We start from the raw sequence: 19,610 nt of genomic DNA on the forward strand, positions 1-19,610 counted from the left end.
TGAAATCAACAGTGTGGGCGATCTCATGGCCGCGCTGGCTCTGGGGTGGCACGCGCAGGCATCGATCCTGCGTTTGCGTAAACCAACGTTAACTTTTTTCAGACCCGCAACCCAGTTGCCGCATCGGGAGATTCAAGGTGGAAATTCTGTTGGAAAAGACCGACGCCAGCGTGATGGCGAGGAATTCGAAGTTCCAGAGCGTGCTGATCGTCCACGACGATCTTCAAGTGACCGAGCGCCTGCGCAGCGTCGTGTCCGTGCTCGAGCCGCGGGCCCGTGTGCTGGTCGCCCGTTCGTGCGCGCAGGCTCGCGAGATCCTGGCCCGCAGTTCCTGCGCGCTGGCGCTGATCGGCATGGACCTGCCCGAGGACGGCGGCGTCTCGACGATCCTGCATCTGCGCGAAGCGCACCCGCACATGGAGCGCATCGCCGTCTCGGCGCTGCCCGACACGCAGCGCGTGCGCGCCGCGGTGTCGGCCGGGGTGGCGGGCTACCTGCTCACCGATGCGCTCGACACCGAGCTGGTCTTCCTGCTGCGCTCGCTCGAGCGCGGCGGTGCGGCCATGGATCCGCGTGTTGCCCGCTGCGTGCTCGAACGCATGTTCGGCACCGCACGCCGCGCGCCGGCCAGCAGCAGCACGCAAGTACCGTCGGCGGCTGCCGAAACCGAGGCGCCGAAGTCCGTGCTGTCGGTCAGCGAGCTCAAGGTGCTGAACCTGATCGCGCAGGGCTGGAGCAATCGGCAGATCGCCGAGGCCTTCTATCTCTCGATCAACACGATCGAGTTCCATGCCAAGAGCATCTACCGCAAGCTCGCGGTCAAGTCGCGCACGCAAGCCGTTCGCGAAGCGATGCAGCACGGCCTGCTGAACTGAATCTCCCCTCGTGAAACGCCCGCGGCGACGAGCCGCGGGCGTTTTCGCGTGCGCGCCTTCCGCGCCCCGCCGATGTCGGATCGGAGCGTCATTCGCGCGACCGCGCGGTCTTGCAACCGTTGAATTCGCACGTTGCGCCCCGCTACAATCGTCGGTTGACCCTGCTCCAGCGAAGAAGATAGAGGATCCCCATGAGTGACATGACCGCCGGCTCCCCCCGGATCGACACAAGCAAGCGGACCTGGTTGATCGCGTCCGGCTGTGCCGGTGCAGTGGGAGGCGTGGCCACCGCGATTCCCTTTGTCAGCACGTTCCAGCCCTCCGAAAAGGCCAAGGCCGCCGGCGCTGCCGTCGAGGTCGACATCTCCGGCCTGAAGGTCGGCGAGAAAGTCACCGTCGAGTGGCGCGGCAAGCCGGTCTGGATCCTCAAGCGCTCGCCCGAGCAGGTCGCCGAGCTCCCGAAGCTCGATGCGCAGCTCGCGGACCCGCAGTCCAAGCGTCATCCCGACGAATTCACGCCCAAGTACGCCCAGAACGAGCACCGCTCGATCAAGCCCGACGTGCTGGTCGTGGTCGGCATCTGCACCCACCTCGGCTGCTCGCCGGTGGACCGCCTGCAGGCCGGCCCGCAGCCCTCGCTGCCCAACGACTGGGAAGGCGGCTTCCTCTGCCCTTGCCACGGTTCCACGTTCGACCTGGCCGGCCGCGTCTTCAAGAACAAGCCCGCGCCCGACAACCTGCCTGTGCCGCCGCACATGTACCTGTCGGACACCAAGCTCCTGATCGGTGAAGACTCCAAGAAGGCCTGAGGCAGAAGAAGAACATGGCTGAATTCCACGAAATCTCCCCCAACGCCCCGGCCAGCGCCAAGCTGCTGAACTGGGTCGACAACCGCTTCCCGCTGAGCAAGCTGTGGAACGACCAATGGGGCAAGTACTACGCGCCGAAGAACTTCAACTTCTGGTACATCTTCGGCTCGCTGGCGATGCTGGTCCTCGTGATCCAGATCGTCACCGGCATCTTCCTCGTGATGCACTACAAGCCCGACGCGAACCAGGCCTTCGCATCGGTCGAGTACATCATGCGCGATGTGCCATGGGGCTGGCTGATCCGCTACATCCACTCGACGGGCGCGTCCGCGTTCTTCGTGGTGGTCTACCTGCACATGTTCCGCGGCCTCATGTACGGCAGCTACCGCAAGCCGCGCGAGCTGATCTGGGTGTTCGGCTGCGCGATCTTCCTGTGCCTGATGGCCGAAGCCTTCATGGGCTACCTGCTGCCCTGGGGCCAGATGTCCTACTGGGGCGCCCAGGTGATCGTGAACCTGTTCGCCGCCATCCCGTTCATCGGTCCTGACCTGGCCCTGCTGATCCGCGGCGACTACGTGGTGAGCGACGCCACGCTCAACCGCTTCTTCAGCTTCCACGTGATCGCCGTGCCGCTGGTGCTGCTCGGCCTGGTGGTGGCCCACCTGATCGCGCTGCACGAAGTGGGTTCGAACAACCCCGACGGCATCGAGATCAAGGCCAAGCGCGGTGCCGACGGCCATCCGCTCGACGGCATCCCGTCGCACCCGTACTACACGGTGCACGACATCTTCGGCGTGGTGGTGTTCCTCACGATCTTCTCGGCGGTGATCTTCTTCGCCCCCGAAGCCGGCGGCTACTTCCTGGAGTACAACAACTTCATCCCGGCCGACTCGCTGAAGACGCCGAACCACATCGCGCCGGTCTGGTACTTCACGCCCTTCTATTCGATGCTGCGCGCGACCACCGACGACATGGTCAACGTGTTCTCGCTGATCATCGCCGCGGCCGCGATCTGGAACTTCGTCAAGGGCAAGTCGGGCGTGGCGCTCAAGGTCGCGATCATCGTCGTGGCTGCCGTGGCGATCTTCCTGCTCAAGACCTTCGACGCGAAGTTCTGGGGCGTGGTCGTGATGGGCGGTTCGGTCATCATCCTGTTCTTCCTGCCGTGGCTCGACCACAGCGAAGTCAAGTCGATCCGCTACCGTCCGGGCTGGCACAAGTACGTGTACGGCGTGTTCGTGTTCTTCTTCCTGATCCTGGGCTACCTCGGCATCCAGCCGCCCGGCGTCTGGGGCAACCTCGTGATCGGCTCGTTCGCGCTCGACATCGCGCAGACCATCTCGCAGATCGGCACGCTGTTCTATTTCGGTTTCTTCCTGCTGATGCCGTGGTGGAGCCGCAAGGGCGAGTTCAAGACGGTGCCCGACCGCGTGACCTTCGCCGCCCACTGACCAGCGCAAGACAGCTCGAGAGACACACGATGAAGAAAAGCATTTCCGGCTGGCTCGCGGCCCTGGGTTTGGCACTGGGCCTGACCTTCTCCGCGGCCGCTTCGGCCGAGTCCGGCGGCCTCGCCTGGGACAAGGCACCGAACAAGACGAACGACGTGGCCGCGCTGCAGAACGGCGCCAAGCTGTTCGTCAACTACTGCCTCAACTGCCACTCGGCCGCCTTCATGCGCTTCAACCGCCTGCAGGACATCGGCATCAGCGAGCAGCAGATCAAGGACAACCTTCTGTTCACGACCGAGAAGGTCGGCGAGACCATGAAGGCCAACATCGATGCGCGCCAGGCCAAGGAATGGTTCGGCACCACGCCGCCCGACCTGACGCTGGTGGCACGCTCGCGCGCCGGCCACGGCGGCACCGGTGCCGACTACCTCTACACCTACCTGCGCACCTACTACCGCGACGACACCAAGGCCACCGGCTGGAACAACCTGGCCTTCCCGAGCGTGGCCATGCCGAACCCGCTGTGGGAGCTGCAAGGCGAGCGCCGTCCGGTCTACACCAAGGTCGAGCAGCATGGCCATGAGGTCGACGTGTTCGCCAACAAGTGGGAACAGGTCACGCCCGGCACCATGACCCCGCTGCAGTTCGACACCGCCGTGGGCGACCTGGTGAGCTACATGCAGTGGATGGCCGAGCCCGCGCAGAACACGCGCATCCGCATCGGTGTCTGGGTGCTGCTGTTCCTCGCGATGTCGGTGGTTTTCGTGTGGCGACTGAACGCCTCGTATTGGAAAGACGTCAAGTAGTTCCATCCTTGCCGACCGGAGCGTCAAGTGCGCCGGTCCCGTGGAGTGGGTTGCCAACGCGACCCACTCTTTTTGATTTTTAGGAGTCTTTCGCCATGATGGTGCTGTATTCAGGTACGACCTGCCCCTTTTCCCACCGCTGCCGCTTCGTGCTGTTCGAGAAGGGCATGGACTTCGAAATCCGCGATGTCGATCTCTACAACAAGCCTGAAGACATCAGCGTGATGAACCCCTACGGCCAGGTTCCGATCCTGGTCGAGCGCGACCTGATCCTGTACGAGTCGAACATCATCAACGAGTACATCGACGAGCGCTTCCCGCATCCGCAGCTGATGCCCGGCGACCCGGTCGACCGCGCGCGCGTGCGCCTGTTCCTGCTCAACTTCGAGAAGGAGCTGTTCGTTCACGTGTCCACGCTCGAGAACCGCACCGCCAAGGGCAACGAGAAGGCGCTCGAGAAGGCACGCTCGCACATCCGCGACCGCCTCACGCAACTCGCCCCGGTGTTCCTCAAGAACAAGTACATGCTGGGCGACAACTTCTCCATGCTCGACGTGGCCATTGCGCCGCTGCTGTGGCGCCTGGACTACTATGGCATCGACCTCAGCAAGAACGCCGCGCCGCTCCTGAAGTACGCCGAACGCATCTTCTCGCGCCCGGCCTACATCGAAGCACTCACGCCCTCCGAAAAGGTCATGCGCAAGTAATCCTCGCGCAGGTCCGTTTTCCGCTTCGCTTCATCGCCGTCCTTCATGATCAACGCGCTCGAGTCGTCTTCCACCCGCCCGTACCTCATCCGGGCGTTGTACGAATGGTGCACCGACAACGGGTTCACGCCCTATGTCGCGGTGCAGGTCGACGACACCGTCCAGGTGCCGCGCGAGTATGTGAAGAACGGCGAGATCGTGTTGAACATCAGTTTCGACGCGACCAGCTCGCTGAAGCTCGGCAACGACTTCATCGAGTTCAAGGCCCGTTTCGCGGGCACGGCGCGCGAGATCAGCGTGCCCGTGGGCCGCGTGATTGCGATCTATGCGCGCGAGAACGGCCAGGGCATGGCCTTTCCCGCGCCGCCTCCCGCGGCCGATACCGGCATGGGACTCGACTCTCCGGCCGCCACGGGCGTGCCGGCGCCGGCGAGTCCCGTCCGTTCGGCACTGCGCGATGCCTCGCGCGGCGCTGGCGAGAGCGAGGCCAACCGGGTCGTGCACCTGGTGACGGCCGACGATGCGGGCAGCGACGTGACGGAGATCGGCGACGGCCCGGATGCCGACCCGACCGACGAGCCGCCGCGCCCTCCGGCCGGTGGTGGCGCGCGGCCTTCGCTCAAGCGCATCAAGTAGTCGGCCTGGGCCCTGCTGGGGTCCCCCACTAGAATCCGCTGCAGGTTTTTCTTTTCGGCCGCTTTAGCTCAGTTGGTAGAGCACCCGCCTTGTAAGCGGAAGGTCGTCCGTTCGATTCGGACAAGCGGCACCAAACACCCCCTCCCAAACCGGAATCGGCCCCGCTCAGCGCTTGGGTTGTTCGCGCAGCCTCAGCACGAAGGTCTTCGCGCTCGGCACCAGGAAGAAGCGCCGTGCCTGCCAGCGTGCCTGACGATGCGCCTCGAGCCAGGCGGCCGCATGCTCCAGTTCGGGTCCCTGCAGGTTCGCGGCGCCTTCGCGCTGCAGCCGGGTCCAGGCCTTGAAGCACTGGACCACGCGCGCCGAGCTGCCGAGTTGCGATTCGAGCTGGATGCGATAGGTGAAGCCGGCCACCATCGTGTCCTGTACGGTGACTTCCTCTCCCTGCACCTCGATGACATAGGGGCGCTCGCCGCCCAATGTTTCGACCGTCATGGGGGCCGAGTATGCCAACACGCCATGGCGTCATGGCCGGATCTCGAGAATGGCCACTTCGCGGTGGCTCTGGTCGTCGCCATGCAGGTGCAGCGGGTAGCGGCCCGCATGCAGCGCCGCGAGGCGCAGCGTGGCCGTCTGGCCCGCGGCCACCGGCACCATCTCCTGCATGTAGCCGTGGATCATCAGCTGGCCGGCCTGCGCCGAGCTCACGGCGATCGAGACGATGTCGCCGCGCGCGACGGGCAGCACCGGCAGCGGCGTGCTCTCGGCCTCGGCGGCCGCGCCGATCCGCACCTCGAACTGCGTGCCGGTGCGCGCGGGTGCCGCGGCGGACGTGGCCGGGTCGGTCGACGGCCGCGCCGCGAGATAGCCGAGCGCCATCAGCGCGACGATGGCGAAGCCGCCGAAGGCGTAGACCAGTGAGGATTTCATGGCGGTTCCAGGGGAATGAACAAGGACGCGGCGCCTATCCCGCCAGCGGCAGCGAAAGGATCCACAGCCCCACGGCCGTCAGCGCGACCATCAGCAGCAGCATCGGCACCTGGCTCGCGAGCGCGCGGCCCGTGTGGCGGAAGATCCGCAGCGCCTCCGCATGGGCCAGCACCACGCTCGCGATATGCCCGGCCAGGATCAGCCCGACCTGGGTGTGCCAGACGATGTTGAGATCGATGATGCGCGGCGGCATCGCGGCGCGTGCCGTGCCGAACAGGTTCCAGCCCCGGCCCAGCGGATCGGACAAGAGCGGCAGCAACTGCGCGCCCTGGGACCACAGCAGCGTGTAGTAGTGGGTCGCGTGGTAGACGAAGGCGATCGGCACCAGCGTCAGTGCGAAGCGGCAGGCCAGCGCGCGCGTGGAGAGCTCGGAGGCCGCCACGCGCCGCGTGAGCGCGAGGAAGAACAGGTAGACGCCGTGATAGACCCAGGGCGAGAGGCACAGCGCCAGCCACTGCCAGCCATGGAACAGGCTGGCCGCCGTCGCATAGGGCTGGGCGCTGTGGGCCTTCACGGCCGGCTCGACCAGCGGATAGAGGGTCTTCCAGAACAGCCGGCTCCAGGGCCAGGTTTCGTGCGCGCCGTCGTAGGCGGTCGACGAGAGCATGAACAGGATGAACAGCACCAGGCTCACATGCCCCGGATGGCGCTCGAGCAGCCCCGACAGCGGCAGGCGCCAGCGCAGCGCCACGCCGCGGCAGCCGGCGCGCCGCCACGCGATCGGCGCCATGCGGCCCACGAGCGAGAGGAACAACCCGAAGAACTCGCCATGCCGGAACCAGGCCGCGCTGCCGAAGAGCCAGGCCATCGCCACGGTCAGCAGCGTGTAGGCGGTGAGCATCAGCGCCAGTTGCCGCGGCGTGCCATGGCCGAACAGCTCGATCCAGATGAAGGCGATGTAGAGCGCCAGTGCCGGGTAGTAGGCGAGCCACGCGGGATAGGCGATGCGTCCGCCGAAGCAGATGCCGCAACGCGCGCGCAGCAGCTCGCAGAGCGCGCGCCACGGGTTGCAGAACACGAACAGGTCGCCGACGACCGCGGTGGCATAGGTCAGGCCCAGCACGAACACGATCCAGAACAGGGTCATGTTGAGGTTGCGGAACGGGTTGTCGGTGCCGAGGAAGCCGCAGGCGATGGTGAGCGCGAGCAGGCCCACCGACAGGGCGCGCAGGCCCTGCACGACGAAGGCCGGGACGAACACATGCGTGCCCACGCGGCGCGCGTTCGACAAGGTCTCGCTCCGCGCGGGCGGCACGGCCGCGAAGATCCCCACGATCACGAACGACAGCACCAGCGCCGCGGTCGCGCCATAGGCATACATCCAGAACGGCACCGGCAGCGTGTATTGCACGCCGAAGGAATGCGCGAACGCGAGGCCCGGCACGGCCGCGGCGGCGAGAAGAAGGGCGGGGCGGCAGCGGACGGGCGAACGCATCAGCGCGATGCCTTTCGCGGGTCGGCAACAGTGGCCGCGGACGACAAGGCCAGGGGTTGGACCGCCCCGGGCACATGGCAGACCTGCGTCTCTACCAGGTAGAGAAAGCGCGCATCGCGGTCCGCGCGCTCCAGCCCGAGCGCGAGCAGGCCCGCCAGTGTGGCCCAGGTGGCGGCCAGCAGCAGCGCGACCGCATGCCGGCCGATCCATCGGCGTGCGTCCATCGCCATCAGTGATCCCTCACGCCCTGCAGCGACACCACCGACCAGCGCCCCGCGCGGCGCTGCGCGACCAGCAGCAGCTCGTCGTAGGGCGCATGCCGCAGCTTCGCGATCGCGAGCATCCGGGGCTCGCCGTCCGCGAGCGCGGGCAGCGGCCGCACGATGTAGGGCAGCAACGGCGGCGCATAGGACTCGATCGCCATGAGCGGAAAGAAGGCATCGGCCAGCCGCGGATAGCGCGCGTAGGCGGAGCGGTCGCGCGCGAGCGCATCGACGCGCTGCAATTGCGCGCGCGTGAGCGCGGACGGCGCATGGGCCAGCGCGGCCGCGGCGCCGTGATCGTGCAGGCGCCACAGGCGCAGCCGCGCCGCGAGGTCGCGCTGCGCGGGCGTGCCTTCGCCCCTGGCCAGGCCCAGCGCGGCGGCCGGATCGCCATCGCCGAGCCAGGCCGCGAAGAAGTCGTCGAAGAAGCGGCGCACCTCCTCGGGCACGCCATGCTGCGTGGAGGCCGCCTCCTGCAGCCGCGGCAGCCGGCGCCCCGACCAGGTCGCGGTCCAGGGCTGTGCGCCATCGGGCAGGCTGATGCCTTCGAGAAAGCCCGTGTCCTCCATGCCGTGCTCGCGGAACCACGCGGCCTTCGCCGCCTTGGTGGAAGCCGTCAGGAAGCCACCGAGTTGCGCTTCGACGCGCGGCCAGTCGGCGGCCACGCGCGGCGCGTCCGCGATCGGCGGATAGCGCTGCAGCCATTCGAAGCTCGCGCGCGCCATCGCGAGCGCGGCGGCCGGGCGCGCCGCGGTGAGGTCGGCGCGATGGGCCTGCTCGCCGCCCGATGCCGCGGCCGGCGGCGGCGGATCGCAGGGCAGTCCCGCGATGGCGGGCGCGCCGATCCCGGCCGCGTCCGTTCCTTCATGGGCCGACGTATCCTGCAGCGGATGCAGCGCCTCGCCGAACTTGAGCAGCAGCAATCCGGCCTTCGGCCCCGCATCGCGCAGCAGCGTGCGCAGCGCCTCGGTCGAAGCCTCGCCGGCGCCGGGGGCGTGCAGGCGCCGCGCCGCGTGAGCCGCCTCCGCGCGGCCCTCGGCATCGGCGCCGGTGCAGGCGTACTCGGTCACGAGCAGCATCGTCTCCATCGCGCCGAAGTCCACGCGCTGGTTGCCGGTCGCGATCGCATCGGCCTGCGGCGCGCTGAAGCCCGCCTGCACCGCGAGCCAGCGCGTGAGGCCGAAATGCACGTCGGCCTCCCAGGCGGCGGCGGTGAGAGGCAGGCCGCTCGCCAGCATGAGGGCGGCGCTCATCCATGCGCGCAAGTGTCGATCGAGGGTGCGTGTCATCGTCAGTTCTGCAGCATGGAAGGCGTGCTCTGCGCGAAGGGCCAGGTGTTCTCGGCGAACTTCAGCATAAGCAGGCCGTTGTCCTGGCACATGGTCGTCAACAGCTTGCGGTCGAAGTCGAAGTCCACGCGCGAGGCGCACCAGTCGGGGCCGCCACGACCAGCCCAGGACATCTGCCGGTGGATGGAGCCGGCGCGCGGCGCGGTCACGCCCGCGGGGTTGTAGTAGGCGATCTCCTTGGGTCGCGCGGGATTGCGGATGTCGAACACGCGCACGCCCGAGTTGAAGTACGAGCAGGCCAGCGCCGTGCCGTTGTTGCGGTTGTCGACCGAGCAGTAGTGGCTGCCGTAGGTGAAGGTCGACAGGCCCGCGATGTCGGGCAGCACCTTGTCGCAGTTCGCGGGGTCGTGCGTCTCGAGCATCAGCTTCGACACCAGCACGGGCTTCTTCTCGTCGCTGATGTCGTAGATGCGTGCCATCGGATAGGGCGACAGCTTCGCCTCGCAGGCCAGCTTGGCGTTCGCGGTGTCGCTCAGGCCCGCGGCGCCGCCTTCGTCGACCATCACCAGGTGCGGCTTGCCCGCGATCGTCACGGGGATGGTGTGCTGCGCCACGCTGCCGTCCTTGAAGGTCGTGGTCGAGATCACCTTCATCTGCGCGTTGGGCACGCGCGCCTGTACTTCCGAGGTGTCGAGGATCAGGAAGCCGTTGAGGGTCTTCGCGTCGGGATCGAGCACCTCTTGCGCCGTGGGCGTGCCGGCCGACACCACATAGGCGCGCCTGCCGTCCTCGCTGACCGAGAGCCCGTGTGCGGTCACCGGGCCGATGGGGGCCATGTCGAACGCAGCCACCATCCGCGGCCGGGTCGAGTTCGTGATGTCGACCGCGTGGTAGCGCTGGCTCATGATGTCGCCGATGTAGTAGGTCAGGCCATCGGGCGACACGTTCCCTTCGTGCCCCCTCGGACTCTTCGGCGACTGGATGCCACCGTCCTTGCCGGTGCCCACCTCCATGCTCGCGAGCAGTTGCGGCGTGCGGCAATCGGCCGAAAGGTCGTAGATGTCGACCTCGGCGCCACCGAACAGGCCACTGTTGCCACCGTTGTCGGCCAGCAGCAGCTGGCGCCGTGCATTCACGCGCAGCGATTCCCACGGATCGATCATCGCGGCCGTGGTGAGCGACATCGAGCGCCAGGGCCTGGCCGGGTCGGTGATGTCGATGACCGGCACGCCGGGGTTCACGCGTTCGAGCGGCTTGCCGCTGACGAAGCCGATCGGGTGCGCGGTCGCATGGTAGGCACAGGTGCGCCCACCAGGATCGCGGAAGAACGCCGACGACCAACTGCCGCCTTCGCCCTCGAACTGCCCGGCCAGCTTCAGGTTGCACGAGAAGCCCTTGAAGCCGGCCTGCCGCAGCGCCGCGGGCACCTGGCCCTGCAGCGCCGATTCGGGGCTGCCGCCCTCGGCGCAGACGGCCTTGGGCACCGTGAGCGGTGGCGGCACTTCGGTGACCGGTGACGGTGCGGGTGGCTCGACGATGCCCGTGGGCGGTGGTGGAAATGCCAGCACCGAAGTGCCGCCATCGCCGCCACCGCAGGCAGCGAGAAATGCCGTGGCCATCATGGTGGCCACGGCGCGAGGATGTCCCTGGAATCTCATGGTTTGTCTCCTTGATGAACCGGGCACGGCCTTCGCGCATGTGCGCGAAGGACCGGTGGCGCCAGGTCCGGCGGGAGTCTTTGCATGAGCACTTACTGCACTCTTACTGCAATAGCGGAAGGAATAAATGGGGCTGTCTGCTGGCAAGATTCGTTGTCCATTGCGACGAGATGCGATCGAGCGCGAGCGGGGAATGCCATTCCGGGAATTGCATTCCCCGCGTCCCATGGTCTTCAGTTCTGCAAGGTCGAAGGCGTGCTCTGCGCGAAGGGCCAGGTGTTCTTCGCGAACTTCAGCACCAGCAGCCCGTTGTCCTGGCACATGGTCGTGAGCAGGCCGCGATCGAAATCGAAGTCCGCGCGCGAGGCGCACCAGTCGGGTCCGCCGCTGCCGGCCACGGTCAGCTGGCTGTGGAAGGAACCGGCGCGCGGCGTGGTCGCGCCCGCGGGGTTGTAGTAGGCGATCTCCTTGGGCCGCGCGGGATTGCGGATGTCGAACACGCGCACGCCCGAGTTGAAATAGGAGCACGCCAGCGCCGTGCCGTTGTTGCGGTTGTCGACCGAGCAGTAGTGGCTGCCGTAGGTGAAGGTCGACAGGCCCGCGATGTCGGGCAGGACCTTGTCGCAGTTCGCGGGATCGTGCGTCTCGAGCATCAGCTTCGATACCAGCACGGGCTTGGTCTCGTCGCTGATGTCGTAGATGCGCGCCATTGGGTAGGGCGCCATCTTCGCTTCGCAGGCCAGCTTCACGTTGGCCGTGTCGCTCAGGCCCGCGGCACCGCCTTCGTCGACCATCACCAGGTGCGGCTTGCCCGCGATCGTCACGGGGATGGTGTGCTGCGCCACGCTGCCGTCCTTGAAGGTCGTGGTCGAGATCACCTTCATCTGCGCGTTGGGCACGCGCGCCTGTACTTCCGAGGTGTCGAGGATCAGGAAGCCGTTGCGGTTCTTCGCGCCGGGGTCGAGGAACTCGCCCGGCGCCGGGATGCCCGTCGACACCACGTAGGCGCGCTTGCCGTCCTCGCTGACCGAGAGCCCGTGCGTGCCGCCGAGGTCCACGGTCTTCATGTCGAACGAAGCCACCATGCGCGGCCTGGTCGAGTTCGTGATGTCGACCGCGTGGTAGCGGCCGGTGGCGATGTCGCCGATGTAGTAGGTCAGCCCGTCGGGCGACACATTGCCTTCGTGCCCCTTGGGACTATCGGGCGGCACGATGCCGCCGTCCTTGCCGGTGCCCACCTCCATGCTCGCGAGCAGCTGCGGCGTGCGGCAGTCGGCGGAGAGATCGTAGATGTCGATCTCCGCGCCGCCGAAGCCCGCGAAGACGCTGCCGTTGTTGCCGTTGTCGGCCAGCAGCAACTGGCGCCGCGCGTTCACGCGCAGCGATTCCCACGGGTCGAGCATCGCGGGCGTGGTCAGCGACATGCTGCGCCAGGGCTTGGCCGGGTCGCTGATGTCGATCACCGGCACGCCCGGGTTCACGCGTCCGCGCGGCTTGCCGTCGAAGCCCACCGGGTACGCGGTCGCGTGATAGGCGCAGGTGCGCCCGCCGGGATCGCGGAACGACGCCGCCGACCAGTTGCCGCCTTCGCCCTCGAACTGGCCCACCAGCTGCAGGTTGCACGAGAAGCCCTTGAAACCCTGGCGCATCGCCGCGGGCACCTGGCCCTGCAGGGCCGATTCGGGCGTGCCGCCTTCGGCGCAGACGGCCTTCGCGACCGTGAGCGGCGGCGGGCCTTCGGGCGGCGGCGGTGGCGCGGGCGGCTCGGCCACGCTGCTGGGCGGCGGCAGGATGGGCAGCACCGCGCCCCCGCCGCTGCCGCCACCGCATGCCATGAGAAGTGCCGCCGCCGAGGCGGCGGCGCCGATGAGTCTTGCGCGTTTCATTCCTGCGTGTCTCCGTTGTTGTGATCCACGCACCGTTCGCGCGGCGCGGGCCGCCGCGCTTCGTTGCGTGTGGGAGAAGTATTCGCGGCAGGGCGTTTCGGCGCTTCCGGGGAATTGCAGGCGCATGCGCGCCGCGCCGGCCCCGCGCGGCGGCGGTGCGGCTTCCGGAAAATTGCAGCGGCGCGGCATCGGCGACCCGTCAGCGCGCTGTAAGTCCGCTCGCAAACCATCGCCGCCCGGAGACATACATACAACCACAAGGACCAGGCCATGGGCGTTCGGCAGCGCGTGCAAGGCCGCGGCCAGCCGGTCGGCATCGACCGCGGCTGCGGCAGGCTTCTCTTCGAGGCCCGCTGGGAAGGCATCGTTCTCGAGCACGAGGCGGCCGATCCGATGGACAACGTCGAGGGCGGCCTGATCCGCCACTGCATCTCGGTCAACCTCGGCGGTCCCACGCGCTTCGAGATGCGCCTGCACGACGAACGCTTCTGGTCCGCGACCGCGCAGCCGCTGGGCATCAGCATCCTGCCGGCCGGCGCGCAGATCAAGGGACGCACCTGGGACCCGTGCGAGGCGCTCACGCTGAGCATCGATCCGCGCCATTTCCAGAGCACCGGCGAGGGCGATGGCGGCGATCGCGCGCTGGTGCCCTGCTGCAATGTGTCGAGTCCGCTGATCGCGCAGCTGCTGCTCGCGCTGCATGCCGATGCGAAGACCGGCCAACCCGAGGGGCCCGGCTATGGCGAGACGCTGCTGATCGCGCTGCTCGCGCACCTGCGGCAGACGCACACGGCCGCGGCCAGCGAGGCGCAGGCCGAGGGCCTGCTGTCGAAGGCCGCGCTCGAGCGCGTCAAGGAGCACATCCGCGGCCGGCTCGAGATCGGCGTGTCGCTCGGCGCGCTGGCCGCGCTGCTCGACATGGATCCCTATGCCTTCCTGCGCGCCTTCAAGCGCAGCACCGGCGTGACGCCGCACCAGTACCTGATCCGCGCGCGCATCGAGCATGCGAAGCAGATGCTGCACCTCACTCGGCTGCCGGTGACCGACATTGCGCTGCGTTGCGGCTTCGCGAGTCCCAGCCACTTCGCCGACACCTTCAAGAAGGTGGAGCGGCGCACGGCGCTCGAGTACCGCAACTGCTGCGCTGTCTAGTCCCTACTGCCCCACGCCCTGCATCCACAGGCTCAGCAGCGCGAGCTGGCTCACCAGCGCGCCGCGCTGCGCCGCGCGCAACTGGGCGGGCACGCCGCGCAGCAGCCTGGCGCTGCGCGCGAGCCCGGCCCGCTCGAGCTGCGCGGCCTGCGTCTCGGCGCGCGAAGCGCCGCCGCCGCCCTGGTGGCGCAGGCCCTGGCGCAGCCACAGCGCGAGCAGGTCGAGCGTGTCGGTGGCGAGCGCGTTGAGCGCGGGCGGCGCCTCGTGCTCGCCCTGCAGCGGCAGCGGTTGCGGCGCGGGTGCCTCGGCCTGCAGCACCACGGCGCGCTGCACGGTCAGCAGGGCCGTCGGCTGCATCACGGGCTCGCCGTCCTGCAGCCGCACGCTGCCGGCCACGGCGCGCAGCGCGCCCCATTCGCCGGCGAGCGCGCGCGCGAGCGCATCGACGGCGCCGGGCGCGGCCGCGCGATGGGGCAGGGCGAGATGCAGCGGCGGGACATCATCGGCAGGCGCGGCCGCGTCCGTGTCGTCCGCCGCGCGCCCGAGGCGCGCATGCAGCACCTGCGCCGCCGCATCCCAGTGGCTGGCCAGCACCGCCATGTGCTCGAAGGCCGCCACATGCAGCTGGCCCGAGGCGCCCGCCGCGGCACCGCTCGCCGCCTGGCGCGGCCGCACGAAGTCGGGCGGCGTCTCGCGCAGGTGCGCGACCAGTGCCTGCACGCTCGGCTGCTTGAGCGGCGCGACGAGGTCGTCCCAGGACTTCGGCGACAGCGGCATCACGCCGGTCTGGCGCGCGCCCGGCGCGATGTCGATCTGGCCGTTGGCGCGCCGGGTCGCGGTCTTGGTGATGACCTGCCCGCCCGCGAGCTGGCGCAGCGGAAAGCCCGCGACGCGGCGGCCCAGCAGGTTCGCGGGCGTGCCGCCGGCCGTGGCATCGTCGGCGCGCGACCACTGGCGCTCGAGCACGGTCACGGCCTGCGTGTCGGGGTCGGCGAACATCACGCTCGCGCCTTCGCCGCTCTCGTCGGACCAGAGTTCGGCGCCCAGCGACACCAGCCGCAGGTGGTCGAGCGCGACCTCGCCCTTCACGCCCACGCCGAGGATCTGGCTCGCGGGCAGCGGCGGCGGTCCGGCCGCGCTGTCGGCATGGGCAGCCGCGCGCAGCCGCGCCCAGAGCTCGGCCATCACGTGCAGCAGGCGCCGCGGATCGAAGCGGCTGCTGCGCGCCTGCTGCGCCTGCAGCAGCATCCAGAGTTCGTCGATGCCATCTTCCACCCAGCGCCAGCCCAGCGCGCGCGCCTGCTCGCGCGCGGCCTCGAAGCGCGCCGCCAGCGCCATCAGCGGCTGGCTCGAGCCATCGAGCCAGAGCGAGAGGCTGAGCGCCTCGAGCTGCGCCTGCAGCGCGCGCGCGGCCTCGCCCTGCATCAGCGCGGTGGGGCGGTGGCCGTCGCCGGTCGCGTCGCCGTCGGCTGGCGCGCGCACCTCCACCATGCGCTCGGGCGAGCCCGCGGCCAGCGGCCCGGCCTGGCGGAAGGCCCACAGCGCCACCACCACGTGGGCGCAACCGCTGCCCTGCTTGCAGTCGCAGCGCGCATGCACCAGCGAGCTGCGCGAGAAGAAGCGCACGCTGCACATCGGCAGCCGCGCGATCGGCGGCGCGCTCGCGCTGCGCCAGGCCTGCACCGCGACCACGGGCCGCGCGGCGGCCAGGCGCTGGGCCTGCTCGATCACCGAGGGCGCGAAGCTCGCGGCGAGCGCGGCATCGTCGAAATGGGCCGGGCTCCATTCGCCGCCCGCGGCCGAGGCGTCGACCTCGTCCTCCGCCGGCGTGGCCGAGGGCGCGGGCGCGGCGCTCGCCGCCTGCGCCTGGTAGGCCAGCACCAGCATCACGCGGTGCCGGCACATGCCGCTGGCCGGACAGCTGCACTGCGCATCGCGCAGGGTGCGGCCCGGCGGCAGGCTGGTGCGCACGCCGTCGTCGAAGCGCGCGCTCACCGTGCCGTCGTCGGCGGTCTCGAGCAGCGGCAGCAGGCCGGCCGCCACGTCCTTCTGCGCGCGCTTCACGAAGCCCGCGTTGGCGAGCGCGGTCAGCGCCTCGGGCGTGAGTTCGAGCAGGTCGCCGCGCACCGCCGTCATGCCTGCACCTTCTCGGCCAGCCAGCCCGCGAGCTGGCCCGGCGTCATGGCGCCGATCTGCGCGCCCTCGCGCACCAGCCGCGCGGCCATCTCGCGGTCGTAGCTCGGCTCGGCCTTCGCATCGAGCGCGGCCAGGCCCAGCACCTTGGCGCCGGCTTCCACCAGCGCCTTCACGCGGCGCACAAGTTCGTAGGGGCTGCCGCCTTCGTAGAAGTCGCTGACCAGCACCACGATGGTCTTCGCGGGATTGGCCACCAGCGACTGCGCATAGGCCACGGCCTTCGCGATGTCGGTGCCGCCGCCGAGCTGCACCTTCATCAGCAGCTCGACCGGGTCCGAGACGTCGGCCGTGAGGTCGACCACCGCGGTGTCGAAGGCCACCAGCCGCGTGCGCATGCCGGGCAGTTGCCAGAGGCAGGCGGCCATCACCGCGCTGTGGATCACCGAGTCGACCATCGAGCCGCTCTGGTCGATCAGCAGGATGATGTCCCAGGGTTCGGCATGGCGCTTCGTGCGGCTGATGAACACCGGCCGCTCGACGTAGAGCTTGCGCCGCTGCGGGTCGTAGCGGTGCAGGTTGGCCGCCAGGGTCTGCTTGAAGTCGAAGTTGCGCGCCACCTTCATGCGCGAGCGCCGGCGCCGGTCGAGGCTGCCGCTGAAGGCCTGCCGCACCTCGGTCGCGAGCTTCTCCATGATGCGCCGCACCACTTCGGCCACCAGCTTGCGCGCGGCCGCGAGCACCTCGGGGTTCATCAGGTGCTTGGTGTGCAGCACCGCGCGCAGCAGCGACTCCGAAGGCTCGATGCGCTCGAGCACCTCGAGGTTGGTCACCACCTCGTCGATGCCGTAGCGCTCCACCGCGTCCTGCTCGAGCCGCTCGATCACTTCCTTGGGAAACAGCGTGTGGATGGCGTTGATCCAGTCGGGCGTGCTGAGCGCCGAGGGCCCGAGTCCGGCGCTGCGTTCGCCGCGCTCGGCGCGGTCGCCGTCGCGGCCGTAGAGCCAGTCGAGCGCGGCGTCGGCGGCCTGCGCCTCGGCGCTCAGGCCGCCGCAGGCCCGCTCGGCCGGATCGCCGAGCAGCAGGCGCCAGCGCTGCAGCGGATCGGGGATGTCGAGGCTCATGGCTGTTCTTCCGTATCGAGACTCAGGCCCCAGCCCGCGAGGCGTGCGATCGCCGCGTCCTCGGCGGCGCGCGCCGCGGCCAGCGCCTCGGGCGCGGCCTCGCCTTCGTGCCGGGCCGTGAGCGCGCGGCGCGACAGGTGGGTGGCATCGTGCAGCGCCAGCACCTGGTCGGCGAGCCGGCCGCGTTCCTGCGGCGGCAGCCAGGCGAAGGCGGCGCGCAGGCTCGGCATGGCGCGCACGAAGTCGGCGTTGTCCAGCGCCTGCACGGTGCGGTCCATGCCGGCGGCGAAGGCGGGTTCGGACGACAGCGTCTCGCGCGCGAGCGCGAGCAGGCCCGTGAGCGCATCGCCGAGCACTGGCGCGGGCATCGCGTGCAGCAGCTGCATCGCATCGGCCACGCCGGCCTGCGTGGCCTGCGGCACGCGGTGCGCGAGGCTCAGCGTCGCGCCCAGCGCCGCGCCCCGGCTCAGCGGTGCCGCGCCGGCATCGGCCGCCTTGCGCTGCCATACGGCGAGCGCGCGCGCGGGTTCCACGTCGAGCGGCCCGGCCTGCGCGGCGTCCTCGCGGTCGGCCAGCACGTCGGCGACGATGCGGCGCAGCGCGAGGTGGCCCTGCAGGTGCGCGTCGATGTCGGCAGGCGCGATCGCCGCGGGCGGCTCGAGCAGCCACAGCGCGCGGTCGAAGCCGGCCTCGATCGCCACCCGCAGCACCGGCGCGTCGGCCATGCCGAGCAGCTGGCCGTGGCGCAGCAGCGTGTGCATCACCGCGAGGGCCGGGCCCATGGCCTCGAAGCGCGGCTCCCGCGCCATCGCCTGCTGCAGCTCGCGCAGCAGCGCGCCGCTGAGCGCCGGCAGGCCGGCCCAGGCGGCCTGGTTGAGGCCCTCGGCCAGCGGACCGATGCGGCCCTGCGCGTGGCGCAGCTCGTCCTCGAGCCGCGCGCGCGCCGCGTCGTGCAGGTTGGCGCCCCAGGCGCCGGCCTCGATCAGCGCGGCCTGCTGCTCGAAGGGCTGGCCCAGGGTCCAGACCTCGGTGCGTTCGCCCGACATCGCGAGCTTCGGTCCCTGGCTGCGCACCACGCCGGGCAGGCGCAGCAGCGCGAGCCGGTGCAGCACGCGGCTGCGCGCGCGGTCGGCGGCATCGAGCAGGTCGAGCTTGCGCTGGCCGCGCAGCTCGAGGCCGTGCGCCGCGAGCTCGTCGCGCACCGCCTTCACCAGCGGCGGCTGCGGCGTGCCGTCGGCGAGCTGGCCCGCGATGTCGCCCGCCAGCACGTCCATCGCCTGCACCAGCACCGGCGCGGTGCCGGGTCGCATCGGGCCGCGGTAGGTCCAGGGCAGCGGCGCGTCCAGCGCTTCCTTGACCAGCGCGCCGGCCAGCGCATCGAGCCAGTCGGAGCGCAGCGGCTTCTCGTGGCCGCGCAGCCGCGCCAGGCCCTGCGCGCGCAGGTGCACCGCCATCAGGTCGGCGGTGGAGGCCGGCAGTTTCTTGTCGCGCAGCCGCTGCATCACCTGCTGCAGCGCGCGGTGCGCGGCGCCCTCCGGGCCGAGCTCCCACATCCACTGGTAGTAGGCCGGCGAGGGCATGCCCGAGGCATAGCCCGCGAAGGCGTCGAGCCGCTTGAAGCTGTAGGGCACGAGGTAGGAGCCGTAGCGCACCACGGTGTCTTCGTCGTCGGTATCGGGCGTGTCCTCGACCTCGGGTTCGGGCGTCTCGGGAAGCTGCGCCGGCAGCCCGGGCCACAAGCGCGCGAGCGCGGGCGCGTGGTAGCCGCCGCAGACCACCAGCACCGGCGCGCCGGCCTGCACCGCGGGCTGCGCCATGGCCCAGGCGATCCAGCGCGCCATCATGGCTTCGCGCGCCTGGTTGCCGAGCGAGCCCGGGTCCTCGCCGCGCAGGTGCTCGAAGTAGGTGGACAGCCGCTGCGCGAGTTCGGCGCTGTCGCAGCCGTCCTCGAACAGGTGGTCCCACAGCGCGTCGCGGCCCTGCACCGAGAGCTGCTCGGTCAGCGCGCGCTCGTAGGCCGCGGCGCGTTCCTCGTGCTGGGTGTCGGCCACGTCGGCATAGCGGTTCTCCATGCGCGAGAAGGCGTCGTGCCAGGCCGGCAGGTCGATGAAACGCACTTCGGCGCCGACCTCGCGGCCGGCCTGCAGCGCCTGCCATTCGGGCGAGTGCTCGGCGAACGGCGACCACGAGCCGTGGTGCGTCTCGCCGGCCGACAGGTAGCTGTAGATCGCCACCGGCAACCGGTGCGGCAGGTAGAGCTCCTCGAGCCGCGCGTTGAAGTCGGCCGGCCCTTCGATCAGCACATGGGCCGGGCGCAGCGCGCGGATGCGCTCGGCCACCAGCCGCGCGCAGGCGGGGCTGTGGTGGCGCACGCCGACGATGTGGGGCGCGTTCAT

17 protein-coding genes and 1 tRNA gene are annotated in these 19,610 nt (G+C 69.8%); 8 read left to right on the plus strand and 10 right to left on the minus strand.

Features of this window, described 5'->3' with window-relative positions; translation table 11 throughout:
* Window positions 1-149: 149 nt before the first annotated feature.
* From AC1HIL_RS11095 to AC1HIL_RS11125, 7 genes are all read left to right on the plus strand, one after another.
* A complete protein-coding gene (locus AC1HIL_RS11095; protein ID WP_479671805.1) occupies window positions 150-875 on the plus strand; it encodes a LuxR C-terminal-related transcriptional regulator in 726 nt (241 codons plus the stop codon).
* A gap of 191 nt (window positions 876-1,066) precedes the next feature.
* Window positions 1,067-1,684 (plus strand): ubiquinol-cytochrome c reductase iron-sulfur subunit, encoded by a 618-nt coding sequence (gene petA / locus AC1HIL_RS11100; RefSeq protein ID WP_057596962.1) that lies wholly within the window; start codon window positions 1,067-1,069, stop codon window positions 1,682-1,684.
* A gap of 14 nt (window positions 1,685-1,698) precedes the next feature.
* Window positions 1,699-3,135 (plus strand): cytochrome b, encoded by a 1,437-nt coding sequence (locus AC1HIL_RS11105; protein WP_261209932.1) that lies wholly within the window; start codon window positions 1,699-1,701, stop codon window positions 3,133-3,135.
* Between the two features lie 29 nt (window positions 3,136-3,164).
* Entirely contained in the window at window positions 3,165-3,941 is a 777-nt protein-coding gene (locus AC1HIL_RS11110; RefSeq protein WP_261209935.1) for a cytochrome c1, read from the plus strand.
* Between the two features lie 95 nt (window positions 3,942-4,036).
* A complete protein-coding gene (locus tag AC1HIL_RS11115; protein WP_057596959.1) occupies window positions 4,037-4,648 on the plus strand; it encodes a glutathione S-transferase N-terminal domain-containing protein in 612 nt (203 codons plus the stop codon).
* A 45-nt stretch (window positions 4,649-4,693) separates the two neighbouring features.
* Window positions 4,694-5,284 (plus strand): ClpXP protease specificity-enhancing factor, encoded by a 591-nt coding sequence (locus tag AC1HIL_RS11120; RefSeq protein WP_261209938.1) that lies wholly within the window; start codon window positions 4,694-4,696, stop codon window positions 5,282-5,284.
* Between the two features lie 57 nt (window positions 5,285-5,341).
* Window positions 5,342-5,417 (plus strand) — tRNA-Thr (locus AC1HIL_RS11125).
* Between the two features lie 32 nt (window positions 5,418-5,449).
* On the opposite strand, the gene AC1HIL_RS11130 is transcribed toward AC1HIL_RS11125, so the two are convergent.
* The 7 genes from AC1HIL_RS11130 to AC1HIL_RS11160 all read right to left on the minus strand — a co-directional run bounded on the left by AC1HIL_RS11130 (window position 5,450) and on the right by AC1HIL_RS11160 (window position 12,805).
* Window positions 5,450-5,779 (minus strand): hypothetical protein, encoded by a 330-nt coding sequence (locus tag AC1HIL_RS11130; protein WP_413764319.1) that lies wholly within the window; start codon window positions 5,777-5,779, stop codon window positions 5,450-5,452.
* A 30-nt stretch (window positions 5,780-5,809) separates the two neighbouring features.
* Complete coding sequence (locus tag AC1HIL_RS11135) at window positions 5,810-6,214, minus strand: hypothetical protein (protein ID WP_479671806.1); 405 nt, start codon at window positions 6,212-6,214, stop codon at window positions 5,810-5,812.
* A gap of 34 nt (window positions 6,215-6,248) precedes the next feature.
* Window positions 6,249-7,709, minus strand: a complete 1,461-nt coding sequence (locus AC1HIL_RS11140) for a hypothetical protein (RefSeq protein ID WP_479671807.1) — start codon at window positions 7,707-7,709, stop codon at window positions 6,249-6,251.
* Window positions 7,709-7,939, minus strand: a complete 231-nt coding sequence (locus tag AC1HIL_RS11145; protein ID WP_261209945.1) for a hypothetical protein — start codon at window positions 7,937-7,939, stop codon at window positions 7,709-7,711. The genes AC1HIL_RS11140 and AC1HIL_RS11145 overlap by 1 nt, the downstream gene beginning before the upstream one ends.
* Window positions 7,939-9,225 carry a hypothetical protein gene (locus AC1HIL_RS11150; protein WP_479671808.1) on the minus strand — a complete coding sequence of 429 codons (1,287 nt, stop codon included), beginning with the start codon at window positions 9,223-9,225 and terminating at the stop codon, window positions 7,939-7,941. The genes AC1HIL_RS11145 and AC1HIL_RS11150 overlap by 1 nt, the downstream gene beginning before the upstream one ends.
* A gap of 38 nt (window positions 9,226-9,263) precedes the next feature.
* Window positions 9,264-10,919 carry an LVIVD repeat-containing protein gene (locus AC1HIL_RS11155; protein ID WP_479671809.1) on the minus strand — a complete coding sequence of 552 codons (1,656 nt, stop codon included), beginning with the start codon at window positions 10,917-10,919 and terminating at the stop codon, window positions 9,264-9,266.
* A gap of 233 nt (window positions 10,920-11,152) precedes the next feature.
* The gene (locus AC1HIL_RS11160) at window positions 11,153-12,805 is read right to left on the minus strand and encodes an LVIVD repeat-containing protein (protein WP_479671810.1); all 1,653 of its coding nucleotides are present in this window, start codon (window positions 12,803-12,805) and stop codon (window positions 11,153-11,155) included.
* Window positions 12,806-13,075: 270 nt separating this feature from the next.
* Here AC1HIL_RS11160 and AC1HIL_RS11165 point away from each other — a divergent pair, with 270 nt between their 5' ends.
* Window positions 13,076-13,957 carry a helix-turn-helix transcriptional regulator gene (locus AC1HIL_RS11165; RefSeq protein ID WP_261209953.1) on the plus strand — a complete coding sequence of 294 codons (882 nt, stop codon included), beginning with the start codon at window positions 13,076-13,078 and terminating at the stop codon, window positions 13,955-13,957.
* 3 nt (window positions 13,958-13,960) lie between these two features.
* On the opposite strand, the gene AC1HIL_RS11170 is transcribed toward AC1HIL_RS11165, so the two are convergent.
* Genes AC1HIL_RS11170 through AC1HIL_RS11180 form a run of 3 tightly spaced genes read right to left on the minus strand, consistent with a single transcriptional unit; the run spans window position 13,961 to window position 19,610 of the window.
* Complete coding sequence (locus AC1HIL_RS11170; RefSeq protein WP_479671811.1) at window positions 13,961-16,093, minus strand: SWIM zinc finger family protein; 2,133 nt, start codon at window positions 16,091-16,093, stop codon at window positions 13,961-13,963.
* Window positions 16,090-17,214, minus strand: a complete 1,125-nt coding sequence (locus tag AC1HIL_RS11175) for a vWA domain-containing protein (protein WP_479671812.1) — start codon at window positions 17,212-17,214, stop codon at window positions 16,090-16,092. Before AC1HIL_RS11175 ends, AC1HIL_RS11170 begins: the two co-directional genes overlap by 4 nt.
* Entirely contained in the window at window positions 17,211-19,610 is a 2,400-nt protein-coding gene (locus tag AC1HIL_RS11180) for a DUF5682 family protein (RefSeq protein ID WP_479671813.1), read from the minus strand. Before AC1HIL_RS11180 ends, AC1HIL_RS11175 begins: the two co-directional genes overlap by 4 nt.

The sequence above is a fragment of the Variovorax sp. ISS6 genome (assembly GCF_056523145.1).

Coding starts and splice junctions, on each gene's coding strand:
- petA (WP_057596962.1), top strand. CDS start 1,067: ATGAGTGACATGACCGCCGGCTCCCCCCGGATCGACACAAGCAAGCGG.
- AC1HIL_RS11105 (WP_261209932.1), top strand. CDS start 1,699: ATGGCTGAATTCCACGAAATCTCCCCCAACGCCCCGGCCAGCGCCAAG.
- AC1HIL_RS11110 (WP_261209935.1), top strand. CDS start 3,165: ATGAAGAAAAGCATTTCCGGCTGGCTCGCGGCCCTGGGTTTGGCACTG.
- AC1HIL_RS11115 (WP_057596959.1), top strand. CDS start 4,037: ATGATGGTGCTGTATTCAGGTACGACCTGCCCCTTTTCCCACCGCTGC.
- AC1HIL_RS11120 (WP_261209938.1), top strand. CDS start 4,694: ATGATCAACGCGCTCGAGTCGTCTTCCACCCGCCCGTACCTCATCCGG.
- AC1HIL_RS11130 (WP_413764319.1), bottom strand. CDS start 5,779: ATGACGGTCGAAACATTGGGCGGCGAGCGCCCCTATGTCATCGAGGTG.
- AC1HIL_RS11135 (WP_479671806.1), bottom strand. CDS start 6,214: ATGAAATCCTCACTGGTCTACGCCTTCGGCGGCTTCGCCATCGTCGCG.
- AC1HIL_RS11140 (WP_479671807.1), bottom strand. CDS start 7,709: ATGCGTTCGCCCGTCCGCTGCCGCCCCGCCCTTCTTCTCGCCGCCGCG.
- AC1HIL_RS11145 (WP_261209945.1), bottom strand. CDS start 7,939: ATGGCGATGGACGCACGCCGATGGATCGGCCGGCATGCGGTCGCGCTG.
- AC1HIL_RS11150 (WP_479671808.1), bottom strand. CDS start 9,225: ATGAGCGCCGCCCTCATGCTGGCGAGCGGCCTGCCTCTCACCGCCGCC.
- AC1HIL_RS11155 (WP_479671809.1), bottom strand. CDS start 10,919: ATGAGATTCCAGGGACATCCTCGCGCCGTGGCCACCATGATGGCCACG.
- AC1HIL_RS11160 (WP_479671810.1), bottom strand. CDS start 12,805: ATGAAACGCGCAAGACTCATCGGCGCCGCCGCCTCGGCGGCGGCACTT.
- AC1HIL_RS11165 (WP_261209953.1), top strand. CDS start 13,076: ATGGGCGTTCGGCAGCGCGTGCAAGGCCGCGGCCAGCCGGTCGGCATC.
- AC1HIL_RS11170 (WP_479671811.1), bottom strand. CDS start 16,093: ATGACGGCGGTGCGCGGCGACCTGCTCGAACTCACGCCCGAGGCGCTG.
- AC1HIL_RS11175 (WP_479671812.1), bottom strand. CDS start 17,214: ATGAGCCTCGACATCCCCGATCCGCTGCAGCGCTGGCGCCTGCTGCTC.
- AC1HIL_RS11180 (WP_479671813.1), bottom strand. CDS start 19,610: ATGAACGCGCCCCACATCGTCGGCGTGCGCCACCACAGCCCCGCCTGC.